This window comes from Ruegeria sp. G2, assembly GCF_056533505.1.
Genome location: NZ_JBQFON010000007.1, coordinates 120,894 through 146,258 on the forward strand (window position 1 = coordinate 120,894; position 25,365 = coordinate 146,258).

Sequence of the window (25,365 nt, forward strand, 5' to 3'; positions counted from 1 at the left end):
CAAGTCATAGAAGGCCTCCACCCAATGGCAAACGCCATTCCCGTGCCCGGGTAGCTCAGGGGTAGAGCAGTGGATTGAAAATCCTCGTGTCGGTGGTTCGATTCCGCCCCCGGGCACCATTCCCAGCAGGTAAGCCACTGTTTCCCTTCAGCTTTAACTGGAGCTGACCAAGGGCGTAGTACATGCTGGAGAACAAAACCGTTCCCTTCTCATTTGTGAAAGCAGGGGTCTTCTACTTCACACGACGGGTCCCGAAGGACCTCGATCACCACTATACCACCGGAAAAATATCCTTCTTACCTCGCTCCCATCGGGGTTATTTTTCGTTCACCAAGAACGGCATCTATAATTTTGCCGCGGGCTTGTTTTTGCGTAGATCGTATTGTGCTGGAATTTAACTTTTCAAGCTGAGTAAACGTCCACACTGGATTTTGATCACGCACGCATCGGCTTTCGATCAAAATCCCCCGAAACCAGCCGATAATTGAAGTTTTTGCTGCTCAGAATTGGTCGCGATTTGGGTGCCAACTCAGACCCTAATCACTCGTTCAATAGCGCCGAAAGTTCATCCGCCCCTTTTTGCAGAATTCCAAGAAACGACATTAGGCTGTTGACGTCATGACGTTGGGTTGGGGCGTGAACTGAGAGTGTGCCAACCAACCTGCCCTGCCCGTCCAGAACGGGCACAGCAAGTGCCGTCATTCCAGCCATAAATTCCTCATCATCCGTCGAAAAACGATTCACGGCGATGTTTTGGATCTCTGCTCGCAAGACTTTGGGATCAGTCAGAGAACGTTCAGTATTTGGTTGCAGGTTTCCTGCTGAAAGGACACCATCCAACGTTTTCTGCCGCAGTGTGGACAGGTACATCTTGCCACTTGCGGTACAGTGAAAAGGTACTTGTGTACCGACAGGCAGCTGAATTCTTAGCGGCCACTTCGTTTCCACCCGGTCCAGATAGATCATACCTTCTCGGTCAGGGATGGCGAGATTGCAGGTCTCACCAACTTCCTCTGCAACGCTGCGTAAGATTGCCAATCGGGCCGTACGCAGGTGCTCTGAAGACATGGTATTGACCGAAAGCAGTCGTAACCGGCGCCCTGGGCCATAAGAACGCCCATCAAGATCGCGTTGCAGGAAGCCTTCGGTTTCTGCGGTATGCAGGAGGCGGTGGACGGTCGGCTTGGCCAACCCAAGTGCCTCAACCAAGTCTGAGGGTTTGACCGCAACACCACGTCGCGCCACCTCCTCGAGGATCAGAAGGAGGCGCAGGTTGGTCGGGATTTGAGTTTCTTTGTCTTGTGTTTCTGTCTCAGCCATCCCGCAACAGTCTAGCTATTTGGCAGCAGGATCAAGGCCAGATCGGGCACAAGCGACACTAGTATCCAGACCGAAAGAAGCGCTGCCAGATAGGGTACTGTATACCTAAGCAACCGGAAATAGGGCACACCTGTCACTCCCGAAGCCACATAGAGGTTCAGCCCATAGGGTGGCGTGATGAACCCAATGGACGCCCCCACAAGGAAAATCACTGAGAAATGGATTGGATCAATCCCAACAGAGGCCGCTATCGGCGCAAGGATCGGAGCCAGGATTATCGTGACAGGCAGGCTTTCCAGCACCATGCCCGAGAAGAATACGATCACCATCGATGTGAACAACACCGCGTAGTACCCGCCCATCGAGGTTACAAAATCCCCGATGGTTTGCTGGGCCCCTAGCAGAGACAAGATCTGCTGCATCACCACCGAAATGGCAATCAATGGCGCGAGGATGCCGGTGATCTGGGCCGAGCGGATCACGATGGAGGGTATTTCAGGTATCGTAAAACCTTCGACGACGAACATCTCAGCAAAGCTCTTTTCGGTTGGCAGTATGTCGTTCCGTGCGCCCATGATCCGGTTGATCGGATAGCTAACCAACCCTGCGATCACGCAAAAGCCAACCGTCACGCCTGCTGCCTCGGTCGGGGAGAACTTGCCGGTGTAGATGCCCCACAGAACCAAGCCGATGGCGAAAAACCCAAGCCATGCTCCAAATGCGGTCTTCAGCACCCGGTTCAATTGCAGCGGTATCAGATGACCCCAACCGTTCATGCGGCAGATGATCCAGCACGCAAATTGCATACCAAAGACCATCAGCGCGCCCGGAAGGATACCCGCGACGAACAGCTCGGAAATCGGCAGGTTCATCAGGAAGCCATAGACGATGAAGATAATCGACGGAGGGATGATAATCCCCACCGTTCCGCCCGCGGCAGCGGTCGCCGCGCTGAAGCGTTCGTCATAACCACCTTTGACCATCTCGGGATGAAGCATCGACCCGATGGTTGCAGTCGTTGCGGAGTTCGAACCAGAGATTGCGGCGAAAAGTCCACAAGCGCCCAGAGACGCCATGGCCAACCCCCCGCGTATCCAGCCCAAACAGGCATAGGCGAAATCGCTGAGCCTCCGGGCAATGCCGGACTTGTTGATCAAATCTCCGGTCAGGATAAAGAGCGGCATCGCCAGCAGGGCAAAGCCTTTATTGAACACATTCAACAGTTCGGCACCCATGTTATCCAGCGTCAAACCAAGGACGAACGAGCAACCGATCACCCAATATCCGATGACCAAAAAAACAGGTACGCCCAGCATGAAAAGAAACGTGACCCCAAGCGAGATCAGTGTAACCAAAGTTCCATCTGCCATCAGTCTGCTCCGATCACGGCCTGCTTGATCAGCGGCTCGCCTGTTTTCCAGTTGTGCAGATCGTCAGCGAGGTTCTGAAACACGCGTCCGACCATCAGAAAGAAAGACAGCGGCGCGGCCAGAAGGAACCACCACTGCATGATATTGTCAGTACCGAGTACGATCTGGAAATTGGACGCCGAAAGCGCGACCAGTCGCGTTGTCGTCACGATTACGATAACCGCGAAGATGAACCATAGCACCGCATCGAGGATCAGGCAGGCCAATTGCCCACCGCGCGGCATTGCGGTGCGAAACTCGCTAAAGCTCAGATGTGTGCGCAGGCGGACGTTGTAGGACGCTCCGAACCACGCCATCACCATGAACAAAAGGGGCGGAATAGTGGTGGACCACGGCTCTTGGTCGTTGAACACAAACCGGTCGATCACGCCCCAGAAGATGATCAACGCAATCGCGAGGTAGGAATACACCATCACCGACCGTTCCAGATGGCGTTCGACAAAGGGCACTGCCCGATAAATCAGCATGATCACGAACCCGCCAATTGCCGAAACTACTGCGCCCAACACCCAAGTGGCGTCGGATTCGAGTGCAGATTGAATCTCGAACGAATCCTGGCTGAGAAAGGCGCTGAAAATCGCGCCGATGTCTGCCCAAAACGACATGAACTCCGTCCTCCCAGTCGGTGTGTATTAGAACCGGCCCGCTTGGGGCCGGTTCGTCTTTTGTATCAGGCTTCGCCTTTCCACCAACGGCGCGGTTCGACGTTTTCTGGCAGGGTGTCAGCCGGAATCTCGCGCGCGATGTCGTAGATTTCCTGATAGGTATCGATACCGCCCGCCCATTTGTTCAGACGTTCGCGCCACTGGGCCCAAGGTTCTGGGTTGTAGTTCGGGGCGCACATCTCTTCTGCCAGCTTGATCTGATCGTCAGCCAGGAATGCCGGGCGCACGCCATTTTCGGCGAAGATAGTGTCCGGCAATTGCGGCTCCGAGAAGCCTACCGTATTCAGCAATGCGGCTTCATTCGCACCCTGGATCAACGCTTGAGTGAAGTAGGAAGACTCCATAACTGCGTCTTGCAATTCTCCACTCAGACCGTCAAAGACCTCGGCCGACATGGACGTATGTTCAGTGCCGCAGAAAAATTTCAGATTGACCGACTGCGAAACCACAGGCGCCATGTTGGCGTAAGCCACGGCCGAGGCCCAGGTTTCCGCCCCATCGATCAGACCTGTCTTAAGCGCATCCAGCGTCTCTTCCCAAGCCACCGGGACTGGGTTCAGATTCAGCAATTGCATTGCAATCCGGCCCAACTGCGTACCCGTCACGCGGTTCTTGGTACCAAACAACTCTTCCAGTTTGGTGACGGTCGGCTTGTCGGCAAAGGTCGATCCCATTTGCAGGCCGCGCAATTCGCAGTGCGTGAACAGGAACTTCAGACCATGACGTTTCTCCAACGGATCACGCAGGATGCGCTGACTCGCGGGACTATAAAAGAAGTGATATTGCGCTGCCCGGCTAGGGAACATGTAAGCATAGTCCAGCACGTTCAGGTAGGGTGCGCCACCTGCTGAGTTCTGGGTCGAGGCCGCGTAAATGTCGACGATACCCTGTTGGGTTTTTTCCACGCAGCTCAGCTGACCACAGATCTGATTGTCGCCGATGAACTCGATCCGAATCTCACCATCAGTGCGTTCTTCCAGATCCCGAGCGAATTCGATCGCGCCGGCGCGCTCGATTAGCAGATTGCGGGTGTTGAAACCTGAAGCACCAAATTTCAACGTGTGCTTCGGCTCCTTCGAAAAGCGCTTTTCATAGGTGGATTCGGCAGCTTGCGCGAGATTCGCCAAGCTCATCGCACCACCAAACCCGCCTGCTGCCAGCAGTGTCGAACTCATGCCATAACGCCCGGCCACGCGAAAAAAATCTCGCCGGGAAATGCCACTTAGTTTCTTACCAATCTCCATTGCTTACCTCCCTGATCGCAATTATTGAGACGTTTTGTATCAAAAAAGACTAGTATAATTCTTACATCTTGCATAGAGTTTTTTTCAGCGACGTTGGAAGGAGGCGGTCATGGAGGTGGATTATGCGGTTGTCGGCGCGGGGTCTTCGGGCTGTGTCATTGCTAATCGACTAAGTGCTGATCCCAATACATCGGTCGCACTTCTTGAAGCCGGCGGTCGCGATACGAACCCGTGGATTCACATCCCTGTCGGTTATTTCAAAACGATGCATAATCCGTCGGTCGATTGGTGTTATCGGACCGAGCCCGACCCAGGCCTGAATGGCCGGTCCATCGACTGGCCACGAGGCAAAGTGCTGGGCGGCTCCTCCTCGCTGAACGGGTTGCTTTATGTACGTGGCCAGAAAGAAGATTACGACCGCTGGCGGCAAATGGGCAACGAAGGTTGGGGGTGGGACGATGTCTTGCCCCTGTTCAAACGCTGCGAAGATCAAGAACGCGGTGAAGATGAGTTTCACGGCGTTGGTGGGCCTTTGTCGGTGTCAAACATGCGCATTCAACGCCCAATCTGCGACGCTTGGGTAGCGGCAGCACAGGCCGCAGGCTACCCGTACAACCCCGACTATAATGGCGCTGAACAAGAAGGCGTGGGTTATTTTCAATTAACCACCCGCAACGGCCGTCGCTGCAGCGCGGCTGTGGCATATCTCAAACCTATTCGAAATCGTCAGAATTTGAACATCATCACCAAAGCTTTGGTGACACGCGTGGTTTTGGACGGGAAAAAGGCGACTGGGTTGGTTTACCGGGACAGGTCGGGGGTTGAGCAAACTCTGAAGGTCCGGCGTGAGATCATCCTGTCTGGCGGCGCGATCAATTCGCCCCAGATCCTGATGTTGTCGGGGATCGGAGACGCGGACCATCTCAAAGAAAATGGAATAGAACCGCTTCATGTCCTGCCTGGCGTCGGCAAGGGTTTGCAGGATCACTTGCAGGCACGACTTGTGTTCAAATGCAATGAACCAACACTGAATGATGAAGTCCGCAGCCTGCTCAATCAAGCCCGCATCGCGTTGAAATATGCGTTGTTCCGCGCAGGTCCAATGACCATGGCTGCAAGCCTAGCCACAGGATTCATGAAAACCCGGCCCGATGTTGAAACGCCGGACATTCAGTTCCACGTGCAACCCTGGTCCGCCGACAGCCCTGGTGAAGGTGTGCATCCGTTTTCTGCCTTCACGATGTCGGTCTGTCAGCTGCGCCCGGAAAGTCGAGGTGAGCTGCGCCTGAACGGTCCGGATCCGTCCAAACATGTTAAAATCATTCCGAACTACCTTTCTACGGAAACAGATTGCCGAACCATCGTCGACGGTGTGAACATCGCGCGCAGAATTGCTAAACAGAATCCTCTCGCCTCGAAGATTTCAGAGGAGTTTCGACCTACGGCAGAACTTAGCATCGACGATTACGAAGGCACACTGGATTGGGCCAGATCAAACTCCACCTCAATCTATCACCCCACCGGCACCTGCGCGATGGGACAATCAGAGAAATCTGTAGTGGACGCGAAACTGAAAGTCCACGGCATAGCTAACCTACGGGTGGCAGATTGTTCGATCATGCCGGAAATCGTCAGTGGCAACACCAATGCGCCTGCGATCATGATCGGCGAAAAGGCAAGCGATCTAATAATCTCGGATGCTTGACACATTGCGCCGCGGTCTGAACGCCAATTAGATCTGCGAATTCTACTGCCAACCATATTCCGGTGCGCACGCAATACCGGGCTTGAATTGGTCGACTTTGAACGATGGCTAAGCCTTCGATATTGAGTCATTCAATTTTTCATAACCGCACAGGTTTTGCCAGTTGCGACCCAAAGATTTTCCACTCAGCTATCGCTTCCGCAGCTTCAGTCCTATTCTGGCAGAAAGTAAACTAGTCTGGAACCCAGCGACTGGCAGCGCGGCGTGCAAAGCTGTCTATTTATGTAAGACCAGGAAAACATGGCGCTTGAAGAACCTTTCACAGACCTCAAAATAAGGACTCAGCGGACTGGCTTTTACAAAGGGTATAGCCTGCCGATTGCGCTGGTAAGCAAACTCTCGGTTTCGCTGCTCGTTCTCTGGGCGCTGGTTTGGCCACTATCAGCAAACGATACACTGCGATCTTGGAAGTCAGGAGTGCTGTCTGAGTTCAATACATTCTACAACCTTTCCGTTGGATTATTTGTGCTTTTCCTTTTCCTTATCGCGCTCATTCCTTCAACTGGCCGAGTGAAGCTGGGTTTAGAAGATGAGAAACCCGAATTTTCGAACTTCTCTTGGTTTTCGATGATGTTTGGGGCGGGTCTAGGCGTGGGCTTAATGGTCTACGCAACCGCTGAACCACTTGGCCTTTGGGAAACCAATCCATTGACTGTTTCCGGGGAAGTCACACCCAAAAGCGAGGACGCGATTGAAGGAGCCTACCGCTATACTTTTTTGCACACCGGATTTCACGCCTGGGCAATTTACGTCGTCACTGGCCTTAGCCTTGCCTATTACGCGTTTACAAGAGGCATGCCGCTAACAATCCGCACCGCACTGACCCCATTGCTCGGAGAATACTCAAACGGTATTGCAGGCCATGTGATCGATATACTCGGCGTCGTTGCGACAATACTCGGCGTGGCGGTAACGATCGGTTATGGCGTTTCTCAATTGGTGGATGGTGCGTTTCTAATTACCGGTGCGAAGTGGCTTGTGGAAAAAGAAGCAACCAAAGTGTTCCCGTCGACCGCCGGCCTGATTGCGGCGTTGATCGTTGTTATGATGATGTCGACACTGTCTGCCGTCTCTGGCGTGGGGCGTGGTGTCAAATACTTGTCAAATGTTAATCTTCTCTTTTCACTAGTATTGCTGGCGGTATTCATTGTTTTTGGCTCATTCGCGTTTGCAGCGAAAACCTATGCTACAGCGCTGGTTGACTATATCAAAAACTTTGTCCCTCTGAGTTTCCAAGCTTTTCGACCGGTTTCCGAAGTCGATTTTGCCTCCGTATTGCCTGCAGAGGCGGCGCCCTTTGTCGGCGAGCTTTTTGCGGGTGCAACTGATCCATGGGGAACAAAAGCAACCTTTCTTGAGGGTTTGACCAGCGATACAGCCGGTCTTTCTGATGCGACCAAGACTGCAGTTTATGACGCGGGCACACGAGGTAGGTTGTTTGGATGGCAGGCCGGATGGACTACATTTTATTGGGCCTGGTGGATCGCGTTTTCACCTTTTGTGGGTCTCTTCTTAGCGCGTATCTCCAGGGGGCGAACCGTGCGAGAATTCATACTTGGGGCGGTCATTGCACCGTCCCTCGTTTGTTTCGCATGGATGGCCCTTCTGGGCGGGACCGCCATCGATTTGGAACTAAATGGGAATGCAAATGGATCTATCCTCGACGCATCAACGACGGCAACCCTGTTCGCCACTTTGGGGGAAATGGTATCGGGCAACTTTCTAACAATCGTGAGCATCATGTGTGTGCTGTTAACCATGACATTTCTTGTTACATCTGCCGACTCAGGCATCCTTGTGATGAACACGATCATGTCCGGTGGGTCTGAAGACACCGGCCTGCTTCATCGCATCCTCTGGGGCGTTCTTCTGACCCTTGTAATTGGAGCTCTGCTTATCGCTGGCGGCGGCGGATTAGAGGCATTGACCAATTCGATGATCATCGGGGCATTGCCGTTTAGCGTCGTTTTGCTGCTCATGTGCATCTCTTTAGCCAAAGCAATGATCAACGACTTGCGCCGATTGAACCATGAAACACGGACGGGTTCGTGATTGCCCATGGTTAGTTCCTATTCACTTAGGTCACCTTCACCCGCGGATCGACTAAGTACAAAAGTGTCTAGGAAACACTGACTGCAGCACAAACAGGCAAATCTTCAAAGCCTCCGAGGGTTCGAAGATCTCTGAGTGCAAATGGTAATCGGTCCAAAGTCCTTCCAACAAAGCAACCAACGCGTCTGTTGCAAGTTTGGCGTCTACGTCATCGTACTCGCCTTCGACCTTTATTTGCTCCAACAGCTCCAGGATCACCGCGCGGAAACCTTTGTCTCGCGAGTCGATGAAAGGAAATATGTGTGGGTTCGAGAGCGCCTCAGCCCGAAAGGAAAACCAGATCGAGACGTCCCTTGCATTAAGGACCAAGGGGTCGAAATCTGCCTTTATGATAGCGATTAGTTTGTCTGCGGGGGCTAACTCTGGATTGAATGCAATGGCCTTCCACTGCCCCGCGTAGCGGACTGATAGATCCTCAGCCACCGCAAGCAGCAGCTTTTCCTTGGAACCAAAGTGTAGGTTTACCATCCCTTGCGACAATCCCGACAACTCCTGGATTCTTGCCGCGGTTGTGCCGCGAATTCCGTATTTATAGATGGCGTCCGCAGCCGATTGGATCAGCTGATTTCGGTTCTGCAACCTGCTGAGTTCCCGTGCGTTGGCTGGGGTATCGGGATCGAGAGTAATTTTGCTTGTCCTTCGCTGGGGTGCTCTTTCTTGACCTTTTCGCACTTAACAGAGCAGAGGTTCAAGGATTGACATTGAATGAATGTTTGTTCATTTTGTGATATATGTTACATAACGGTGCCCTATGACCCTTTCGAACTCCGACTTTCAATCCATACGCAATTGGGACAACGAGAACTTTCTGCACCCGTGGGAAGGCATGGCATATCTTGGCCAAAACGAACGGACCTTCGCCGAAAGTGGGCTTGGCGTTCACGTCGTGACAGAGGACGGAAAGCGCCTGATAGACGGCCCCGCTGGCATGTGGTGCATTCAATTAGGCTATGGAAACACCGAGATCGCCGATGCGATGGCTCAGCAAGCGAAAGAGATGGCGTATTTTTCGCCCTTCAACAACGCCAACTCAACTCCGGCTCGGTTGGCACATGAAATCGCCAAGAGAACGCCTGGTGACTTGAACCATGTATTCTTCACGACAGGTGGTTCAACGGCCGTAGACAGCGCACTGCGGTTTGTACAGTTTCGCAATAACCTGCTGGCAAAACCCGAAAAGAAAATCGTGATATCGCGACAGAAAGCTTATCACGGATCGACTTATTTGGCGGCCTCAGTTTCCGGAAAAGAGCGCGACAAGGGGTGGTTGGACCAGGCAAGTCACCTGACGCGCTTCCTACCGAATGTGAATCCGTATTCGCGTCGCACCGATCAGACGGTCGACGACTTTCTGGACGAAAAAATAGCGGATCTGGAAAACATGATCCTACAGGCCGGCGCAGACAAGGTCGCTGCTTTTATCGCCGAACCGATATTGTGCTCAGGTGGCGTCATTGTGCCTCCGCTAGGATATCATCAGCGCTGTCTGGAAATCTGCCGGAAATACGATGTCCTTTATATTTCAGACGAAGTCGTGACCGGATTCGGGAGGCTTGGACATTGGTTTGCCTCCGAAGACGTCTTTGGAATTCAACCTGATATCATCACCTGCGCCAAGGGCATGACGTCTGGGTATATACCCATGGGAGCCTGCATCATCTCCGAACGGTTGATTGCAGATGTGAGCGGAGACAACGCACAGAACGCTACGTTTTCAAACGGCTTCACCTATTCCGGCCATCCAGTGAGTGCAGCAGCAGGTTTGAAAACCATCGAGATCATGGAACGCGACGGCATTCTGGAACATGTCCGCGCGATCACTCCGTTGTTCGAAGAGCGCCTGCAGGCTCTGGCCGATTTGCCGCTGGTCGGTGATGCCCGTGGAATGGGTCTGGTTGGCTGCGTTGAGTGCGTTGCGGATGCAGAAGCCGAAAATTTATTGGATTTAGATAAGTCGGTTGGTGCGATGATTGATCACCATTGCCAGGAAAACGGGCTGATCCTGCGGCCCATCGTAAACATGTGTGTGTTCTCCCCTCCGCTGATCATCACGGAGGGCGAGTTAAACGAGATGTTTGACATCCTTGAAAAAGGAATTCGGCTGGCAACCGACGACCTGACGCGCCAAGGCGTATTCAAAGCTTAGGCACAACCGCGAAGCCTGCCCGTCCTTTAGCAGCGCTTACCCAGCGTGCATTACCTCACGTGGCAATTTGATCGGGAACCTAGACCGAACCTCTTCATCCGCCTTGCTACCAAAGTAATTCGGGTAGTGATTGGACAGAATGTCATCCACAACGGATCGGCTACGTTCGAACATGTCCTGACGACCGGCTTTCTCCCAGGTATCAGTCAGCTCTCGGTCCAACAGGGACGGGTAGACATACTCGGTTTCCATGTACTGTAAGGTTTGAGCGTTGCCGAGGAAATGCCCGGGGTCGATTGCACATTCATGGATGACGTCGACCGAAAGCGTGTCGTCGCTCACCTCGATCCCGCGAAGTGTTCGTGAGATCATGCCCGCAGCTTCGTTGTCGATTACCATCGACTCAAAGCTACAGCCCATCAAGCTACCGAGCATTCCGCCAAATTCGCAGAGCCGGTTCGCCCCGGCATGGGCCGCCAAAGCGAAGGTCAGCGCTTTTTCTAGACCGTATTGTGCATCGGGGATCTTGGAATCGGTCATACCACATCCGACGCTGGTCGGCAGGTTGTAGAAATTGCCCATCTGAATAGCAGCGGCTGAAATCAACGCCTGTTCGCCACTGCCGCCTGTAAACGATCCAGTGCGCAGATCAGTGATAAACGGCCAGGCTGCAAAGACCACCGGGGTCCCCGGATTGATCAAATTGGCGATGGCCACACATGACAAGGTCTCTGCCACCGCCTGTGCCAGCGTGCCAGCCAAAGGTGCAGGAGACGTAGCCCCAGCTTGCGGCGGGACCGCAAGATCGCAGACAAGCCCCATCTTCGCCGTATCAATCAGTATTTCCAGATTTTCCCGCCCGAATCTGAGTGGTGAAACGATAGGACACCCACCAAAAATCACCGAGGGTTTTTCAAGGAATTTGCCCTCCCCGCCAGACGCCAGATCGAACAGATGGATCGCGTCCTGAATATGCTCGCGCGTACGGAACGTAAGGCAAGATGGCTTCTCGCTACCCGCCAAGATGGCGTAGAGCATGCTCATATCGTGCTCGTAGTCCTGCGGCACATCCGTTGCCAGAACCGTATCACCAGTCATGTGGATGTTGTCGAGCCGGTCAACCAATCGGGTAAAGTCGTAAATGTCCTTGAGCGTTGACGGCCGGTAACTGCGAGTCTCCGCGTCGAAAGTTGTAACGGCAGTCCCGGAGTTTGCGTAATACACCTTGTCCTTGGTGCAGTGCATATCGTCCTTACCGGCCCGAGATCCGCGCGCATGGACATAAAACTCGCTGGCCGCCCTGGCCAGAAGGTCTTCCATCAACGCGCGAGGGAAGCACAGCCTACCATGCTCGTTCACCACCGCCCCTTTAGGCAGCACGAGATCAAGAACTTCCTGCGTTGGATCGCCGACACCCGTACGCTCCAGAATGCCGAGGGCGGCTTCATGAATGCGCGACATGTCAGCGTCTGAAAGGGGCTTGTAGCGCCCACCCGAAATGCCCGGCCAGATCGCTTGCGAAGCGACGTTGCTGGTTCGCACGGCGGCTCGTGCTTCACGTCCACCCGCGCGCCGTCTTGATCTGCGCTTCGTTAACTCTGTCATGGTATTTCTCCGAATTCTGAGCGTGTCAGATCATGCTGAAGTAATTGCGATAGAAGCCTGGAATGCTCCATTCCATCTCGGACAGCGGTCCTGGCACGAAGTGGTGGGAGTTCACGCCTTCCTGATTGTGCCGTATGATCCGCTCATCATCGAGCGAAGTGACATGCCAGAGCCATGTCAACGCGTCCTTATCGTAATCACGACCCTCTTGAGCGTCGCCGCGCACATACCAGACGATCTGAATATCCGTTTCCTGCAGGGCGCGCGGGACGAACCGGTAGCCAACAACGTGATCTGCATAAACAAGGAAATAGTTCAGTGTCCCGATCCCCAGATCGGTGGCACCGCCATCGTGACCTTTCAGTTCACCCAAAGGCGGCGCCAGCGGCGCTCCATCTTTGCTGCCGGTCACATAGCCGGGAAACAGCGGATAGCGGCGCCAATAGACATCTGCACCCGGCGCGAGCGCGTTTTCTCCGGTCAGGTCTAGCTCCTCCAAGGGAACTCCGACTTCTCCCATCCGCTCATGAAGAGCCCCGCCGAACTCCAGAACCTGAGCAGGATCCTTCAACGAATGACTGCGCGAATAGTCCTGATGAGACGGGGCGCAGTGATAGCATTCCAGGTAATTCTCCAACGCCAGTTTCCAATTTGCTGGAACCGGGTATGAGGCTTCATGAGCGACCTTCAGGTTTTCAAAGTCGAACGGTTTTGACAGTGGGGCCAACCGCTCCAACGCAGCATCTAACGGCGGGGCGTCTTCAGCTACGCAGACAAATATCAGGCCCTGGAATATCTTCACCTGAACCGGGAATAATCCGTATTGGCCCGGGTCGAAATCCGACCCCATTGATCGTCCGTTTCGTAGCTTGCCGTTCAGGTCAAAAGTCCACGCATGATAGGGGCAGATGAAATTGCGTGCCTTGCCTTTCCGTTCAATGCAAACCCGCGATCCCCGGTGGCGGCAAACGTTCAGATGCGCGCGCACCTCCCCCTCGCGATCCCGAACGACAATGATGGACTCGGGCCCATAGTCGAACAGGAAATAGTCGCCCGGTTCAGCGACCTGACTAACATGACCGACCCAGATCCAGTTACGATTCCAGAACGTACTGATATCGTTCTCGTATACTGCCTGAGACGTATAGAAGTGACGTGGCAAGGCGAAGCCTTCCCGCTGCGCGTCCATCAAGTCGCGCATTACTTGCAAGTCGTCTTTTGGCATGGCGCACCTCACACAGGTTCAAGGGAAACGAGTTCCCGGCGGAAAAATTCGCGGTCGATGTCGTCTGCGTTACGTTCGAAATTTCGGGCAGCCATGTGACCCGAATATACAGCATCCGCGATCAAGCCAGGGTTGGCGGCATCTCCGATTAATTCCAACGTATTCAGCAAACCCGCATTCGTACCGCAAAGCTCGTCGTAAAGGGTGGTCTCTCGCATTCGCTGCGTCACCAGCACGACGGAGCTGCATTCAATGGAATTCTCTCGTCCCGTGTAGACGCACTGCAATGTCACCTGACCCGGCGCGACATTGGCCAAGGTCTGGGACAGGTTCAGGTGAACGCCTTTTTCCAACAGACTTCGTTGCACTTTAGTCTGCTCCAACGTCAATTCGGTAAACGGCGAAACTAGTGAGGCCGGTGTTACAAAGAAAAGCTCTCGCCCAGCTTGAGCCAAATGATCGGCCAAGACTCCACCGAGATAGGCTTGATCATCATCGTAGACCACAACCGGGCCGTCCTCCGGCACGACCCCGGTCATAATGTCATCTGGAGTAAAAACCCGAGAACCTAAACCGATTGATACACCGTGAAATGCAGATTTCCCGCGCCCGTCTCGTCGCCATTTTGCGCCAGTTGAAACAAAAACGTTCGGAATACCCAGCTCGACGACTTCACTGGCTGACAAAGGGCTGTCGGTGAACAGCTGAACGTTTCCGCGTTGTTGCAGGTCGTAGATTCTGTGATCTGTCACGCGCTTCCAAGCGGACAGCCCGGTCAGGCCAGCTTCCTGCAGCACACGGCCGCCAAGCTCTTGCTTTGCCTCAGCCAGAGTTACCTCGTAGCCTCGCCGCGCCAATTGCATGGCGCATTCAAGTCCGGCTGGTCCGCTGCCGACAACAAGAGCAGCTTCTTCTTTCACCCGACGCTCAATGATCTCAGGATGCCATTTCCTCCGCCACTCTTCGCCCATAGTAGGGTTTTGAGTACAGCGTATGGGGACGCCGAGAGAGTCAGATGAAACACAGATGTTACAACCAATGCATTCGCGGATTTCTTCGATGCGACCTTCCTTGATCTTGTTGGGCAGAAACGGATCAGCGATGGACGGTCGCGCCGCGCCGATAAAATCAAGGACGCCCTTCTTGACCAGTGACGCCATCAAGTCCGGAGACGTAAGACGCCCGACGCCCACAACAGGCTTGGAGGTCACCTGTTTCACGAACTCGATATATGAGGTCTGAAAGCCGTCGCGGGGCTCGAACCGGGTCGTCGCGGAATCGTTGCTCCAATCCGCCACGTTAACATCCCAAAGGTCTGGAAGCTCGGCCAACATTTCGACTACAGCACGGCCTTCTTCCTGCGCTTGCATCCCCTCTGACCCGAGCATTTCATCAACCGCAAACCGAAGGGCAATGGCGCAATCATCTCCAACCTCTTCCTTGGTTTCTTCCAGAATCTCCCGGGTCAGACGCACCCGGTTCTCCAACGAACCTCCATATTCATCCGTCCGATCATTGAACTGTGGCAGCAGAAAATGATGCGGCAGGGTCATGTGATGCCCGGCATAAACATACACAATATCGAATCCTGCTTCGCGCGAACGACGAGCCGCAGCGCGATGCCACTTGCGGAATTCGCGAATGTCCGCTTTGTCCATCGCCCTAGCCTGCTTGGGATAGGCGGTTTGCAAGGCTAGTTCTGACGGCGCCAACAAAGGTGCCCGGCTCAAATGGTTTTGCGCATGATGGCCATTGTGAGCCAATTCAATGGCCGCCAAGGAGCCCTTTCCATGCACCGCATCGGTCATAAGACGTAGCGCCGGGATATCCCGTTCATCCCAAAGTCGGTTTTCGGCAAAGGGGGACAGGTCGGAAGTCGGGTGAATTTCCGTCTCTTGATTAGAAACAACAGCCCAACCACCCTCGGCCTTCATTGCCCGCATGGCGGCTTCGGCCTGCGGTCGCAGGTGCCCCATGCCGTTGCAGTGGGGCACCTGATAGAACCGGTTTCGAGCCGTCACTGGCCCAATTTGAACCGGTTCGAAGAGTACAGAGTATCCTTCAGCGCCTGACATTGCCGCGCTTCCTCCAAGAAATTCGGAAATAGTTTGGTGGGAATGGAAGGGTTCCTACGTCCCCACCATTCCCGCTATGTTGTATAGGCGTCCTTAGAAGCCAGCTTTGATGCGCTCGAACTCCTTCAACATCTTGGCTTCCAGCTCAGGGTTTACCGCGTCAAAAAACAGGCTGCCTTCAAAGAAGCTGTCCACATCCGAGAACCCGTAGGTTTCGATCAGTTCCGGGTCAGCTTGGGCAAACGCGTCCTCGTTGGCGTGGGCGTATCCCCAGCTTTCGATAATGTATTTACCGCTTGCGGCAGAGCTAAGCGCGTTCAGCATGTCATAGACTTGCTCATCCGACTGCTTGGCAGATTTCAGATGCACATAACCGCAGACCCAAGTTGCGATGCCTTTGTCCACATCACGCATCATGACCGCTGGGGTTTCGTTCCAGATCAGGTTCAGTTCCGATTGGTTCCATCCCCAACCCAGCGTGACCTCCCCGCTGGCAATTGCCTGATCCAGTTGGCCGGCGTCAGACCAATAAAAGCGCACATTCGGATGAATCGCCCGCAGATAGTCCCCTGCTTTTTGAAACTCCTCGTCACTCATATCGGTATAGCTGGAAGCGCCAGTTGCTAATGCCGCCATTGCAAAGGCACTGGAAGCGGCGTCCGGAATGGCGACTTTGCCCTGATAGGCGGGATCGGCAAGCAATTGCAGCGAAACATCGTCAGCCGAAATCATATCGGTTCGATAGATAAGGCCGGTGTTGCCCCATTCGAAAGGCACCATGTAGGTCTGCCCGTCGATGGTGATGCCGTCGACCTCTTTGATCTTGGGCATCAGTTTGTCCCAATTCTCCAGCTTACTGGTGTCGATTGGCTTGATCATGTCTGCCGCTACCCATTTTCTCAGGGCGTCTGTGCAGGGGTGTGCCAAATCGGCTTCAAACCCAGACTGAAGCTTGGTGAACGCTTCTTCCACGCTGCCAAAATAGGTGTAGCTGGGCGCGCCGCCGTACTTTTCGACATAGTCGCCGTAGAATCCCTGATCCTCATATCCGGACCAGTCAAACACGGTCAGATCAGCGGCATTGGCGAGAGCTTGACTGGCCGTAAAGGTGGCAACCAATGCTGCCGTAAGTGATGCTATTTTACTCATTTCTCTCCTCCCAAAGATTCACGTTTACCCAAGTCGATCACCGAGGCGCTTTGAACGCCCAGCCAGACGGTATCGCCCCTGCTGTGATCGACTGTGTGAAAGTAGTTCGGTACGGCAACGGCTATGCTGTCCTTCAAACCATCGACCCGCACATAATAGTGGACGCTTTCACCATAGAAGGCGACGTCCGACACCTCGCCCTGAACAATAGCATCGTAACCATCCGGTTTTTCGGCGCTGATCTCCAATTGCTCAGGCCGGACGCCGACCAGAAGCTCTTTAGCGTGCACCTGAACGTTGGGGTTCACCCCGATTGTCATCTGCCCAAATCCTTGAACATTAACCTCCAGCGATTCAGAGTTCTCAGCTTTCACCTCGGCATCCAGAAAGTTCATTCCGCCGATGAAAGAGGCCACTTCACGGTTGCAAGGCTGGGAATAAAGGACCTCGGGCTTGTCGACCTGCTTGAGCTGCCCCGCAAACATGACACCGATCCGGTCGGACATGGTCATCGCCTCGTACTGGTCATGCGTGACCATGACGAAAGTAATTCCAAGCTTTTGCTGCAGACGGCGCATTTCCAATTGCATCGCTTCCCGCAGGTTCTTGTCCAACGCGGATAAAGGCTCATCCAGTAATAACACCTTGGGCCGCATGACGAGTGCCCGGGCGAGCGCCACTCGTTGCCGCTGACCGCCCGACAATTCATTGGCCTTGCGGTCCTGCAAACCGCCAAGTTCAACCATCTCAAGCGCCTCGGCAACGCGTTCCTTGATTTCGTTTCGCGAGAGCTTTGTCTTGCGTAATCCGAAGCCAACATTGTCGCCGACATTCAGGTGCGGAAAGATCGCATAGCTTTGGAACACCATATTAGTGGGACGCTTGTTGGCAGGCACCTCTCCCATCGTTCGACCATCGATCCGGATCTCACCTTCTTCGTGATCTTGAAAACCCGCGATGATGCGCAAGGCTGTTGTTTTTCCGCAGCCCGAAGGGCCGAGCAGCGAAAAGAACTCTCCCTCTTTCAAGGTCAGGTTCAGATCGGACACAGCCACAAAGGAACCAAAGCGTTTTTCGACGCCCTTGATCTCGATGATGTTCTGTTCGCTCATCTTACTTGTTTCCTTTGGCTTCAATCGGAGGATTGGATGGAACGGCGGCGGAAGTATTCGGCAATCAACAACAGCAGAACGGAAGACAGCAAAAGCAGCGATCCCAGCGCCAACGTGTTGGGCAGCTTTGCCGGAAAGCGAATCTGGCTCCAGATATAGACCGGCAATGTCGGGCTGTTCCCAGATAAGAAAAAGGCCAGGACGAACTCGTCAAATGACACGGTAAACGTGACCAAAAGGCTGGCGATGATGCCCGGTGCGACGATTGGCAGAGTGACGCGCCGAAACGTTCCCACGACGCTTTCACCAAGATCGAATGCAGCCTCCTCCAAGGATTGGTCGAAATCGTCAAATGCAGACTTCATGATCGATACGGAAAAGGGCAACGCCACGAACACATGCCCGAGGATCACGGTGGTCAGCGATGGTTTCAAGCCGATGCTGATGAACAGAACCAACATCGAACTGGCCACGATGATGCCGGGAATGACCAGTGGAAGCATGACCAGTCCCTCAGACAACTCACGCCCCGCGAAACGATACCGAACATAGGCGCGAGCTGCGAAGAGGCCCAGAGATGTTGCCATCAGGGCAGTCACGCTGCCGACGATCAGAGAATTCACCATAGCCTGTAGCAGCGTGTCCTGCTGACCCAACTGCGCGTACCATTTCAGCGTAAAACCCTTCAGAGGGAAAGCCACGATGGTTCCGTCATTGAACGAAAACAGCGGCAAGAGCAGAACTGGCAGATACAGAAACACCAGATAGGCGATCGCGTAAACAGCCAACCATGGGATACGAATGACCTTGGTCATCTGATCCTCCGGCCCAATGCGGTGACGGCCACCACGAACACGATTGCAACGCAGCCAACCGAAAGCATGGCAAGCAGAGAGAGGGTTGCACCCAACGGCCAGTTGTTGGCGGCGCCAAACTGCACCTGGATCAAGTTCGCTACCATTTTGCCCTGCGAACCTCCGACCAAGGCTGGAGTGACGTAATCACCCACCGTGGGAATGAAAATGATCAGGCAGGCCGCGATGATACCCGGAACTGTGAGGGGCAGAGTCACGCGGACAAACCTTTCGAGTTTGCTGCAACCTAGATCCGTTGCAGCCTCCAACAGGCTGCGATCGATCTTTTGCAGCGACACATAAATCGGCAGGATCGCAAATGGCGCCCAAGCGTGGGCGAGAGTCAGGACGACGGCGAACTCGTTGTAGAGCAGGAATGTCAGTGGCTCTTGTATCAAACCAAGTGAAATCAGCGCTGAGTTCAGCACTCCGTTGAAGCCAAGAATTAGCTTCCAGCTGAACACGCGCAGAAGGTAGCTGCTCCAAAAGGGAATAGTGATCAGCAACAGCCAGAGGGTCTTCTTCTGTGTCCGAAACGCGATGAAGTAGGCAATCGGATAGGCCAGACAAACCGTTGCCAATGTCACCGCACCCGCAATCGCAACCGAGCGGATCATAAGATGCCGAACCAGCGGGTCGGTGAACGCCTCTTGGTAATTCGCCCACGTCAGTGTGCGGTCAATCTCGACATAGGTCTGGGTCCAAAAGCTGTAGGCGACAAGAATGCAAAGCGGAACAGCCACAAGCAGGCCGACATAAAGCGTCGCAGGCGCGCTCAGTGCCAGGCCCTTGCCCGTTTCACTTCTTAGTACTCCGGCCATGCTTCCCTTCTGAACTTCGTTTTCGGTGGCGCGACATGTCGATAACAAAATGGACAATCGTCCATTTAAATCTGGAATTTTTGGACTAGTTGTGTCAACTAATAATTTCGCCACCGGGGCTGGCCAATTTCACACCGGCCACTAAAGGACACCGCAAGAGACTGAAAACAAACAGAGACGCCTGATCAAATGACTGGAAGACGACAAGAAATACGCGAACGAAATCGCCTTTCCCTGATCGAGGCAGTACTCGACTCGGTCGCAGAGAAAGGGATTTCCGAGACCTCAGTCAGCGAAATCATTCAACGCGCCGAGCTATCCCGTGGCATGATTCACCTTCATTTTGGTGGCAAGGATAACTTGGTTGACGAAGCCGCCCGCCACTCTTCCGAACAATACTACAATGGCATTTATGACTTGTTGGAAACGACCGGGCAAACCGGGCAGGAGCATATCGAGATGATTGTTCGGGGCGACTTGAGTGAGACCATTCTCAATAAGAAAAACGTTTCCATTTGGTACGCGTTTCGTGGCGAGGCCCGAAACAGAGCAGCAATCGCTGCGTTTTCAGATACCCGCGATGCCAAGCTTCGTAATCTGGTTTTCAACGCTTTCGCTCGAATTGCGAAAGAAGCTGGAACCGAACACCCTAATCAAGTTGCTAGGGATGCCACGCACGGCACACTCGCAATGCTGGAAGGCATGTGGACCGATTACCTACTCCACCCGGATTCATTTGATCGCGACGAAGCAATGAGAATTGTTTTTCGATTTCTGCGCGCAATGTTCCCGATGCATTTTGACCTAAACGGCGCTTTGTTGTTTGAGTAGAGCTTGCGACAGGTTTCCTATCTGACTGCTTTAGAAGTGGACAATCCTCATCTTTCAGTCAACATGATTGAAGCACAGTACGGACGCAAAAAGTTCAATTGAACCACCTGCTATCCGCAACCCAAAGCTGACGAATGTGCCATAGCAATCCGCGAACATCGCAGTAGCGGTTTTATGTGAAGCTATCTCCGGTTGAGTGATGGCCGTTCATTGGAACGAGTGCGAAAGGCTGCCTCGCGGACAAAGCGTGCATTCGCTGCGGCTGCGCCAACGGCGGCTTTCGGTCCTTCGACGAAACCGTCGATGTTGTCACAAGCAACTGAATTTCGCCTAGCGTCCGGATAAGTCTGCGCTACCGTCCGGCAGATCATGCGCACCGATACAGAGCCGGTGATCCCCCAGAACCTCGATGACGCGACACTCTCCGGCGTGGCCTGGATCGTCCGCACTGGCCATCCGCACCAGTTCTTCCCGAAGCTGCGCGAGAATGGTCATGCGCCGGTCCACCGCCGCGAGCTGCTTGCGTGCGATCTCATGGGCAGGTGCGCAATCCTCTGACGGGGCTTCTGCCAAGGCCATCAGATCGGCGATGTCATCGAGCCCGAAGCCCAGTTCCCGCGCGTGACGGAGGAAAGCGAGGCGTTCGAACGCCGCTGCATCATAGCGCCTCTGCCCGCCTGTCGTCCGCGCCGGTGCCGGTATCAGGCCCCGGCTTTCGTAGTAGCGGATCGTCGTCACCTTCACACCCGTCCGGCGCGACATCTGCCCGATGGAATATTCTTTCATGTCGCCTCTTGAACCTCCAGTCGCTGTAGATCGTATCTACACTGAAGTGATACGAATCGAAAGGAGCTACTATGGGGCACGGCCATCATCATCACGTCGATCCGGAAGCGGGCGACCGCCGGGTCTTCGCCGCCATCGCAGTCAATATGGGCCTGACGGTTGCTCAGATCGTCGGCGGCATCGTTTCCGGTTCGCTGGCGCTGATCGCCGATGCGCTGCACAACTTTTCCGATGCAATCTCGCTCATCATCGCTTTCGCCGCCCGGAAAATCGCGCGGCGACCTCGCGATGCCGACATGACGTTCGGCTACGGTCGGGTCGAGGTCGTGGCCGCGCTCATCAACTACACCACGCTGATCGTGATCGGCCTCTACCTGCTCTACGAAGCCGCAATGCGCTTTGCCGATCCGCAGCCGGTCGAGGGCTGGCTGATCGTCATCATCGCCGGAATTGCGCTTATCGTGGACGCCGTGACGGCTGCGCTGACCTACGCCATGTCCAAATCCAGTGTGAACATCCGCGCGGCGTTCCTGCACAACGTCGCCGACGCGCTCGGCTCCGTCGCGGTGATTGTCGCTGGCACGCTGATCCTGCTTTACGACTGGCGGCTGATCGACCCGCTCGTGACGGTGCTGATCGCAGGCTACATACTTTGGCAGTCGTTCCGGGAAATTGGCCCGGTGATCCGTATCCTGATGCTCGGCTCACCACCGGAAATCGAGACGCAAGCGGTGCTGGAGACCGTGCGCGGAACCGACGGGGTGACCGGCATCCACCACGCGCATTTCTGGCAGATGGACGAACACCGAGCGGCCCTCGACGCACATATCGTAATAACCGAGGGCCGTTGGTCCGACGCAGACGCGGTGAAGGAGCGGATCAAAACAGCGCTGGCAGACCGCTTCGACATCGAGCACACAACGCTGGAGCTGGAATGCGCGCGCCACGCCTGCGACGACCCGTCCGAGTTCGGCGGGCGCGGGCATGGCGAGGAGCGGCACGGATGACCGACTTTGCTTCCGTCGCGCTGACCGTCGCGCTTGTCTGTGAAACAGTTCTTATTGCGATGCTGCTTTGGTCGATCCTTGTCCCATCCCGCCGTCTCTGGCCCCCGCAACGGGTGAACTGGCTCAGCCAACTCATGGTCTGGCTCCCGACCCTCGCGGTCTTCAGTAGCGCGATCCTTGTGGGCTCCGCCGGATGGAATGCTCTGGATTGGCCGCTCTGGCTTCGTTGGAGCGTAGGCCTGCCGCTGATCATGGCGGGCAATGCCGTGGTCTGGCCTGCTGCCTTGGGCATCGGCCTCGACGCGACCAGCGGCGCGGAAGCCGAGCTGAAAACCGATGGTTTCTATCGTTGGTCGCGCAACCCGCAATACGTGGCAGACATGGGCATCCTGGTCGGATGGGCAATCCTGTCCGCCAATCCCGCTGCGTTGATCATCGCGACGGGCGGTGTGGTCGCCTTTGCTCTCGCCCCTTTTGCCGAAGAGCCATGGCTGGAAGAGATCTATGGCGCGCCCTACCGCACGTATCGGAAACGGACGCCGCGGTTTTTCGGGTTTCCAAGCCGACAGAACGCTGACTACTCTGTGTAGCGTTCGCAGTCGCCGAGCCCGGTCGCGGTTGAGGCAAGGAGCCGATCCGCGGCACGGATCAGCTCGGCAACCCGCCTGTCCGCCAGGCGATACCGGACAAATCGACCTTCGCTGCGGCGGCTGACCAGCCCGCAATGCAGAAGGCAGCGCAGATGGTTCGAGACATTGGGTTGCCCCAACCCAGTATGAGCGACAATCTCCTGAACGCTGCGTTCGCCCGCCACCAGCGCATCGAGGATCGCCAGACGGCTGGGATCGCCGAGGCCCCGAAAGAGCTTTGCCCGCAGTTCTAGGGCGTCGGGTGCCAAAAGATCGTCTTGAACGTCTTGCGTCGTCATATCATTATCCACTGATACGTTAGCGGCGGCACTTTTGCCCGCCACTTTGAAGAGGATCGCACATGAACCAGGCCGAGAACAGCACGTTGCCGACGGCCTCCACGCCGATCCGAATGCGGGTGCAGGGCATGGACTGCGCCAAGGACGCGGCCGAGATCGAGCGCGCGGCCCGGTCTGCGGGCGTGGCCGAAGGCGATGTGAAGGTGTCTGCCGCAACCCACGTCATGACATTACGGATCGCGGAGGGTGACTTGTCGAAGGTGCGGCCCGCGCTCGATGCGACCGGCTACGGCTTTGAGAAGATCGAGGACGGCGATACATCCTCCGATCCGGCCTACAAGGACCCGAGTTATCGCCGCGCCCTCTGGATCGTGGTCCTGCTCAATCTCGGCTACGGCGTGGTCGAGATGTTCGGCGGGTTCCTGTCCGGGTCGCAGGCTTTGAAGGCGGACGCGCTCGATTTCCTCGGCGACGGCGCGATCACGTTTCTGGGCCTGCTCGCCATCGGTTGGAGCCTGACATGGCGTGCGCGGTCAGCGATGATCCAGGGCGTGTTTCTGGGGCTTCTGGGCCTCGGCGTCGTCGGCAGCACGCTCTGGCGTGTCCTCAACCAAACGACACCCGAAGCCGGGTTGATGGGAGCCTTCGCGGTGGGTGCGCTGATCGTGAACGTCCTCGCGGTCCTGCCGCTGCTGAAGCACCGCAAGGGCGATGCCAACATGCGGGCCGTCTGGCTGTTTTCGCGCAACGACGCCATCGGCAACCTTGCCGTGGTCATCGCGGCCGGGCTGGTCGCATGGCTTGGCAGCGCCTGGCCCGACCTGATCGTCGCGTTCGCCATCGCAGGGCTGTTCCTGCATTCGTCGTGGATGATCATCCGCGACGCGCGGAATGATCTGAATGACGAGTAGGGGGCGCTTGCGTTAAAGAAGTGACCCCAAGTCCGATCCGACACTTGGATAGGCCGCCGTCATCGACTGAAGCTGCTTGGCCGTCAGGCCCAGCTTGATCGCCAACCCGAAGAAATTGATCAGCTCGCCGTATTCCGGGCCGAACAGGTGCGCGCCGAGAATCTTGCCATTCGACCTATCGACGAGGATCTTCGCGGCGGCGGAGGTTTCGCCGATCCGATAGTTCGAATACCAACCGCCAGTGTCGGTGAACCGGACATCTATGTCATGCCCGGCGTCCCTTGCCTCGTCTTCCAACATGCCGACACGCGCCACTTCCGGAACGGTGAAGACGGCCGTCGGAATACCGGCATAATCCGGTGCGGTTTGCGCGTCTTTGAGCATGTTGGAGGCCGCGACCTTCCCTTCGATCACTGCGACCGGCGTCAGCGGCATGCCATCGGTGTCGGCGGAATCTCCTGCGGCATAGACCGCGCTGTTTGTCGTGCTTTGCAGATGGGGGGCTACAACGATGCCCTTGTCACTGTAGTCAACACCAGCCGCCTCAAGATTCAGGTCGGCCAGGGCTGCAATCCGGCCCGCGCCATGCACGACCAAATCGGTTTCGATTGTCCGGGTCTGATCGCCCGACGCAACCTCGACAGTGAATGCTCCACTGGTTTCCGCGACCGAGACGATTTCGGTCTCGCGCATCAGGTCCACGCCGATACCGGCGCCGCGCTCGATCAGCATTTCGACCAGATCGGGATCGAAGCCGCGTAAGGGCCGGGCGCCACGATCCACGATGATCGGGTTGGCTCCGGCCCGTGCGGCGATATGCGCAAACTCGAAGGACACGAAGCCGCCGCCGATAAAAAGAACCCGTTTGGGAAGGGCCTCCAGGTTGAGGAAATTCGTGCTGTCGATCACGAGATCGGCCCCTGTGAAGCTCAGCGGCCTGGGCATGGCACCGGCGGCCACGAGGAACCGTTCCGACTGATATGCCGTTCCATCGACCTCCAGCGTGTTGTCTCCCGTGAAGCGGGCAGCTCCATGCAGGGTTTCGACGCCGTTGCCCGACAGGCCCTTTTCCATCTTGTCCGGCACGGGATCGGTGAAGCCACGCTTGTGTGCCATCAGATCGGCCCAGTTGATCGACAGATCACCGGGATCGATCCCCTTGCCCTGCATGAGCCGTGCCGCGTCCATGATTTCCGCACCGCGCCGCAGGATTTTCTTTGGATCGCAGCCGCGCAATGCGCAGGTGCCGCCGTAGGGCAGCGCATCGACAATGGCCACACGCCATCCTGCTGCGCCACACTTGTTCGCCGCGGCCACGCCTGCCATGCCAGCCCCGATGACGATCAGGTCGCAGTCTTCGCTCATTATCCGGTCCTTGT

The 25,365-nt window shown here is 55.5% G+C and carries 22 protein-coding genes and 1 tRNA gene; 8 read left to right on the forward strand and 15 right to left on the reverse strand.

What is annotated here, in order from left to right:
- The first annotated feature begins 44 nt into the window (after window positions 1–44).
- Window positions 45–119: transfer RNA gene (locus ACR0DU_RS14185), tRNA-Phe, on the forward strand.
- A 421-nt stretch (window positions 120–540) separates the two neighbouring features.
- Here ACR0DU_RS14185 and ACR0DU_RS14190 read toward each other — a convergent pair.
- The 4 genes from ACR0DU_RS14190 to ACR0DU_RS14205 form a co-directional block, all read right to left on the reverse strand.
- On the reverse strand, window positions 541–1,320 hold the full coding sequence (locus tag ACR0DU_RS14190) for an IclR family transcriptional regulator (RefSeq protein WP_010437487.1): 780 nt from the start codon (window positions 1,318–1,320) through the stop codon (window positions 541–543).
- A gap of 11 nt (window positions 1,321–1,331) precedes the next feature.
- Entirely contained in the window at window positions 1,332–2,690 is a 1,359-nt protein-coding gene (locus ACR0DU_RS14195) for a TRAP transporter large permease (protein ID WP_480875438.1), read from the reverse strand.
- Window positions 2,690–3,355, reverse strand: coding sequence for a TRAP transporter small permease (locus ACR0DU_RS14200; protein ID WP_319546399.1), 666 nt, complete (start codon window positions 3,353–3,355; stop codon window positions 2,690–2,692). The genes ACR0DU_RS14195 and ACR0DU_RS14200 overlap by 1 nt, the downstream gene beginning before the upstream one ends.
- Before the next feature lie 65 nt (window positions 3,356–3,420).
- Complete coding sequence (locus ACR0DU_RS14205; RefSeq protein ID WP_480875440.1) at window positions 3,421–4,659, reverse strand: TRAP transporter substrate-binding protein; 1,239 nt, start codon at window positions 4,657–4,659, stop codon at window positions 3,421–3,423.
- A gap of 109 nt (window positions 4,660–4,768) precedes the next feature.
- On the opposite strand from ACR0DU_RS14205, the gene ACR0DU_RS14210 reads away from it, so the two are divergent.
- Complete coding sequence (locus tag ACR0DU_RS14210) at window positions 4,769–6,364, forward strand: GMC family oxidoreductase (RefSeq protein WP_480875442.1); 1,596 nt, start codon at window positions 4,769–4,771, stop codon at window positions 6,362–6,364.
- A gap of 300 nt (window positions 6,365–6,664) precedes the next feature.
- Window positions 6,665–8,476 carry a BCCT family transporter gene (locus tag ACR0DU_RS14215; protein ID WP_480875444.1) on the forward strand — a complete coding sequence of 604 codons (1,812 nt, stop codon included), beginning with the start codon at window positions 6,665–6,667 and terminating at the stop codon, window positions 8,474–8,476.
- Window positions 8,477–8,527: 51 nt separating this feature from the next.
- Here the strand turns inward: ACR0DU_RS14215 and ACR0DU_RS14220 are convergent, their stop codons facing one another.
- On the reverse strand, window positions 8,528–9,115 hold the full coding sequence (locus ACR0DU_RS14220; RefSeq protein WP_480875447.1) for a TetR/AcrR family transcriptional regulator: 588 nt from the start codon (window positions 9,113–9,115) through the stop codon (window positions 8,528–8,530).
- A gap of 172 nt (window positions 9,116–9,287) precedes the next feature.
- Between ACR0DU_RS14220 and ACR0DU_RS14225 the strand changes: the two genes are divergently transcribed.
- The gene (locus ACR0DU_RS14225; RefSeq protein WP_480875449.1) at window positions 9,288–10,682 is read left to right on the forward strand and encodes an aminotransferase; all 1,395 of its coding nucleotides are present in this window, start codon (window positions 9,288–9,290) and stop codon (window positions 10,680–10,682) included.
- Between the two features lie 36 nt (window positions 10,683–10,718).
- On the opposite strand, the gene ACR0DU_RS14230 is transcribed toward ACR0DU_RS14225, so the two are convergent.
- From ACR0DU_RS14230 to ACR0DU_RS14260, 7 genes are all read right to left on the reverse strand, one after another.
- Window positions 10,719–12,287 (reverse strand): trimethylamine methyltransferase family protein, encoded by a 1,569-nt coding sequence (locus ACR0DU_RS14230; protein WP_480875451.1) that lies wholly within the window; start codon window positions 12,285–12,287, stop codon window positions 10,719–10,721.
- Between the two features lie 25 nt (window positions 12,288–12,312).
- Entirely contained in the window at window positions 12,313–13,512 is a 1,200-nt protein-coding gene (locus ACR0DU_RS14235; protein ID WP_480875454.1) for an aromatic ring-hydroxylating oxygenase subunit alpha, read from the reverse strand.
- 8 nt (window positions 13,513–13,520) lie between these two features.
- Entirely contained in the window at window positions 13,521–15,587 is a 2,067-nt protein-coding gene (locus ACR0DU_RS14240) for an oxidoreductase (protein ID WP_480875455.1), read from the reverse strand.
- 93 nt (window positions 15,588–15,680) lie between these two features.
- Window positions 15,681–16,736 carry an ABC transporter substrate-binding protein gene (locus tag ACR0DU_RS14245; RefSeq protein WP_480875456.1) on the reverse strand — a complete coding sequence of 352 codons (1,056 nt, stop codon included), beginning with the start codon at window positions 16,734–16,736 and terminating at the stop codon, window positions 15,681–15,683.
- On the reverse strand, window positions 16,733–17,848 hold the full coding sequence (locus ACR0DU_RS14250) for an ABC transporter ATP-binding protein (protein ID WP_480875457.1): 1,116 nt from the start codon (window positions 17,846–17,848) through the stop codon (window positions 16,733–16,735). Before ACR0DU_RS14250 ends, ACR0DU_RS14245 begins: the two co-directional genes overlap by 4 nt.
- Window positions 17,849–17,868: 20 nt before the next feature.
- Window positions 17,869–18,663, reverse strand: coding sequence for an ABC transporter permease (locus tag ACR0DU_RS14255; RefSeq protein ID WP_010437472.1), 795 nt, complete (start codon window positions 18,661–18,663; stop codon window positions 17,869–17,871).
- Window positions 18,660–19,523, reverse strand: coding sequence for an ABC transporter permease (locus tag ACR0DU_RS14260; protein ID WP_170542782.1), 864 nt, complete (start codon window positions 19,521–19,523; stop codon window positions 18,660–18,662). The genes ACR0DU_RS14255 and ACR0DU_RS14260 overlap by 4 nt, the downstream gene beginning before the upstream one ends.
- A gap of 189 nt (window positions 19,524–19,712) precedes the next feature.
- On the opposite strand from ACR0DU_RS14260, the gene ACR0DU_RS14265 reads away from it, so the two are divergent.
- Window positions 19,713–20,354 (forward strand): TetR family transcriptional regulator C-terminal domain-containing protein, encoded by a 642-nt coding sequence (locus tag ACR0DU_RS14265; RefSeq protein ID WP_170542780.1) that lies wholly within the window; start codon window positions 19,713–19,715, stop codon window positions 20,352–20,354.
- 330 nt (window positions 20,355–20,684) lie between these two features.
- Here the strand turns inward: ACR0DU_RS14265 and ACR0DU_RS14270 are convergent, their stop codons facing one another.
- Window positions 20,685–21,140 (reverse strand): MerR family transcriptional regulator, encoded by a 456-nt coding sequence (locus ACR0DU_RS14270; protein WP_170394736.1) that lies wholly within the window; start codon window positions 21,138–21,140, stop codon window positions 20,685–20,687.
- Between the two features lie 71 nt (window positions 21,141–21,211).
- On the opposite strand from ACR0DU_RS14270, the gene ACR0DU_RS14275 reads away from it, so the two are divergent.
- Both ACR0DU_RS14275 and ACR0DU_RS14280 read left to right on the forward strand, forming a co-directional pair.
- The gene (locus tag ACR0DU_RS14275) at window positions 21,212–22,147 is read left to right on the forward strand and encodes a cation diffusion facilitator family transporter (RefSeq protein WP_170394733.1); all 936 of its coding nucleotides are present in this window, start codon (window positions 21,212–21,214) and stop codon (window positions 22,145–22,147) included.
- Entirely contained in the window at window positions 22,144–22,737 is a 594-nt protein-coding gene (locus ACR0DU_RS14280; protein ID WP_217354369.1) for a methyltransferase family protein, read from the forward strand. Before ACR0DU_RS14275 ends, ACR0DU_RS14280 begins: the two co-directional genes overlap by 4 nt.
- Here ACR0DU_RS14280 and ACR0DU_RS14285 read toward each other — a convergent pair.
- On the reverse strand, window positions 22,725–23,075 hold the full coding sequence (locus ACR0DU_RS14285) for an ArsR/SmtB family transcription factor (RefSeq protein ID WP_170394730.1): 351 nt from the start codon (window positions 23,073–23,075) through the stop codon (window positions 22,725–22,727). The two genes, ACR0DU_RS14280 and ACR0DU_RS14285, sit on opposite strands and share 13 nt — an antisense overlap.
- A 62-nt stretch (window positions 23,076–23,137) precedes the next feature.
- Here ACR0DU_RS14285 and ACR0DU_RS14290 point away from each other — a divergent pair, with 62 nt between their 5' ends.
- The gene (locus ACR0DU_RS14290) at window positions 23,138–23,986 is read left to right on the forward strand and encodes a cation diffusion facilitator family transporter (protein ID WP_480875460.1); all 849 of its coding nucleotides are present in this window, start codon (window positions 23,138–23,140) and stop codon (window positions 23,984–23,986) included.
- Between the two features lie 12 nt (window positions 23,987–23,998).
- Here ACR0DU_RS14290 and ACR0DU_RS14295 read toward each other — a convergent pair whose 3' ends face one another.
- The gene (locus tag ACR0DU_RS14295; RefSeq protein ID WP_170394724.1) at window positions 23,999–25,351 is read right to left on the reverse strand and encodes a dihydrolipoyl dehydrogenase family protein; all 1,353 of its coding nucleotides are present in this window, start codon (window positions 25,349–25,351) and stop codon (window positions 23,999–24,001) included.
- Window positions 25,352–25,365 lie beyond the last annotated feature (14 nt).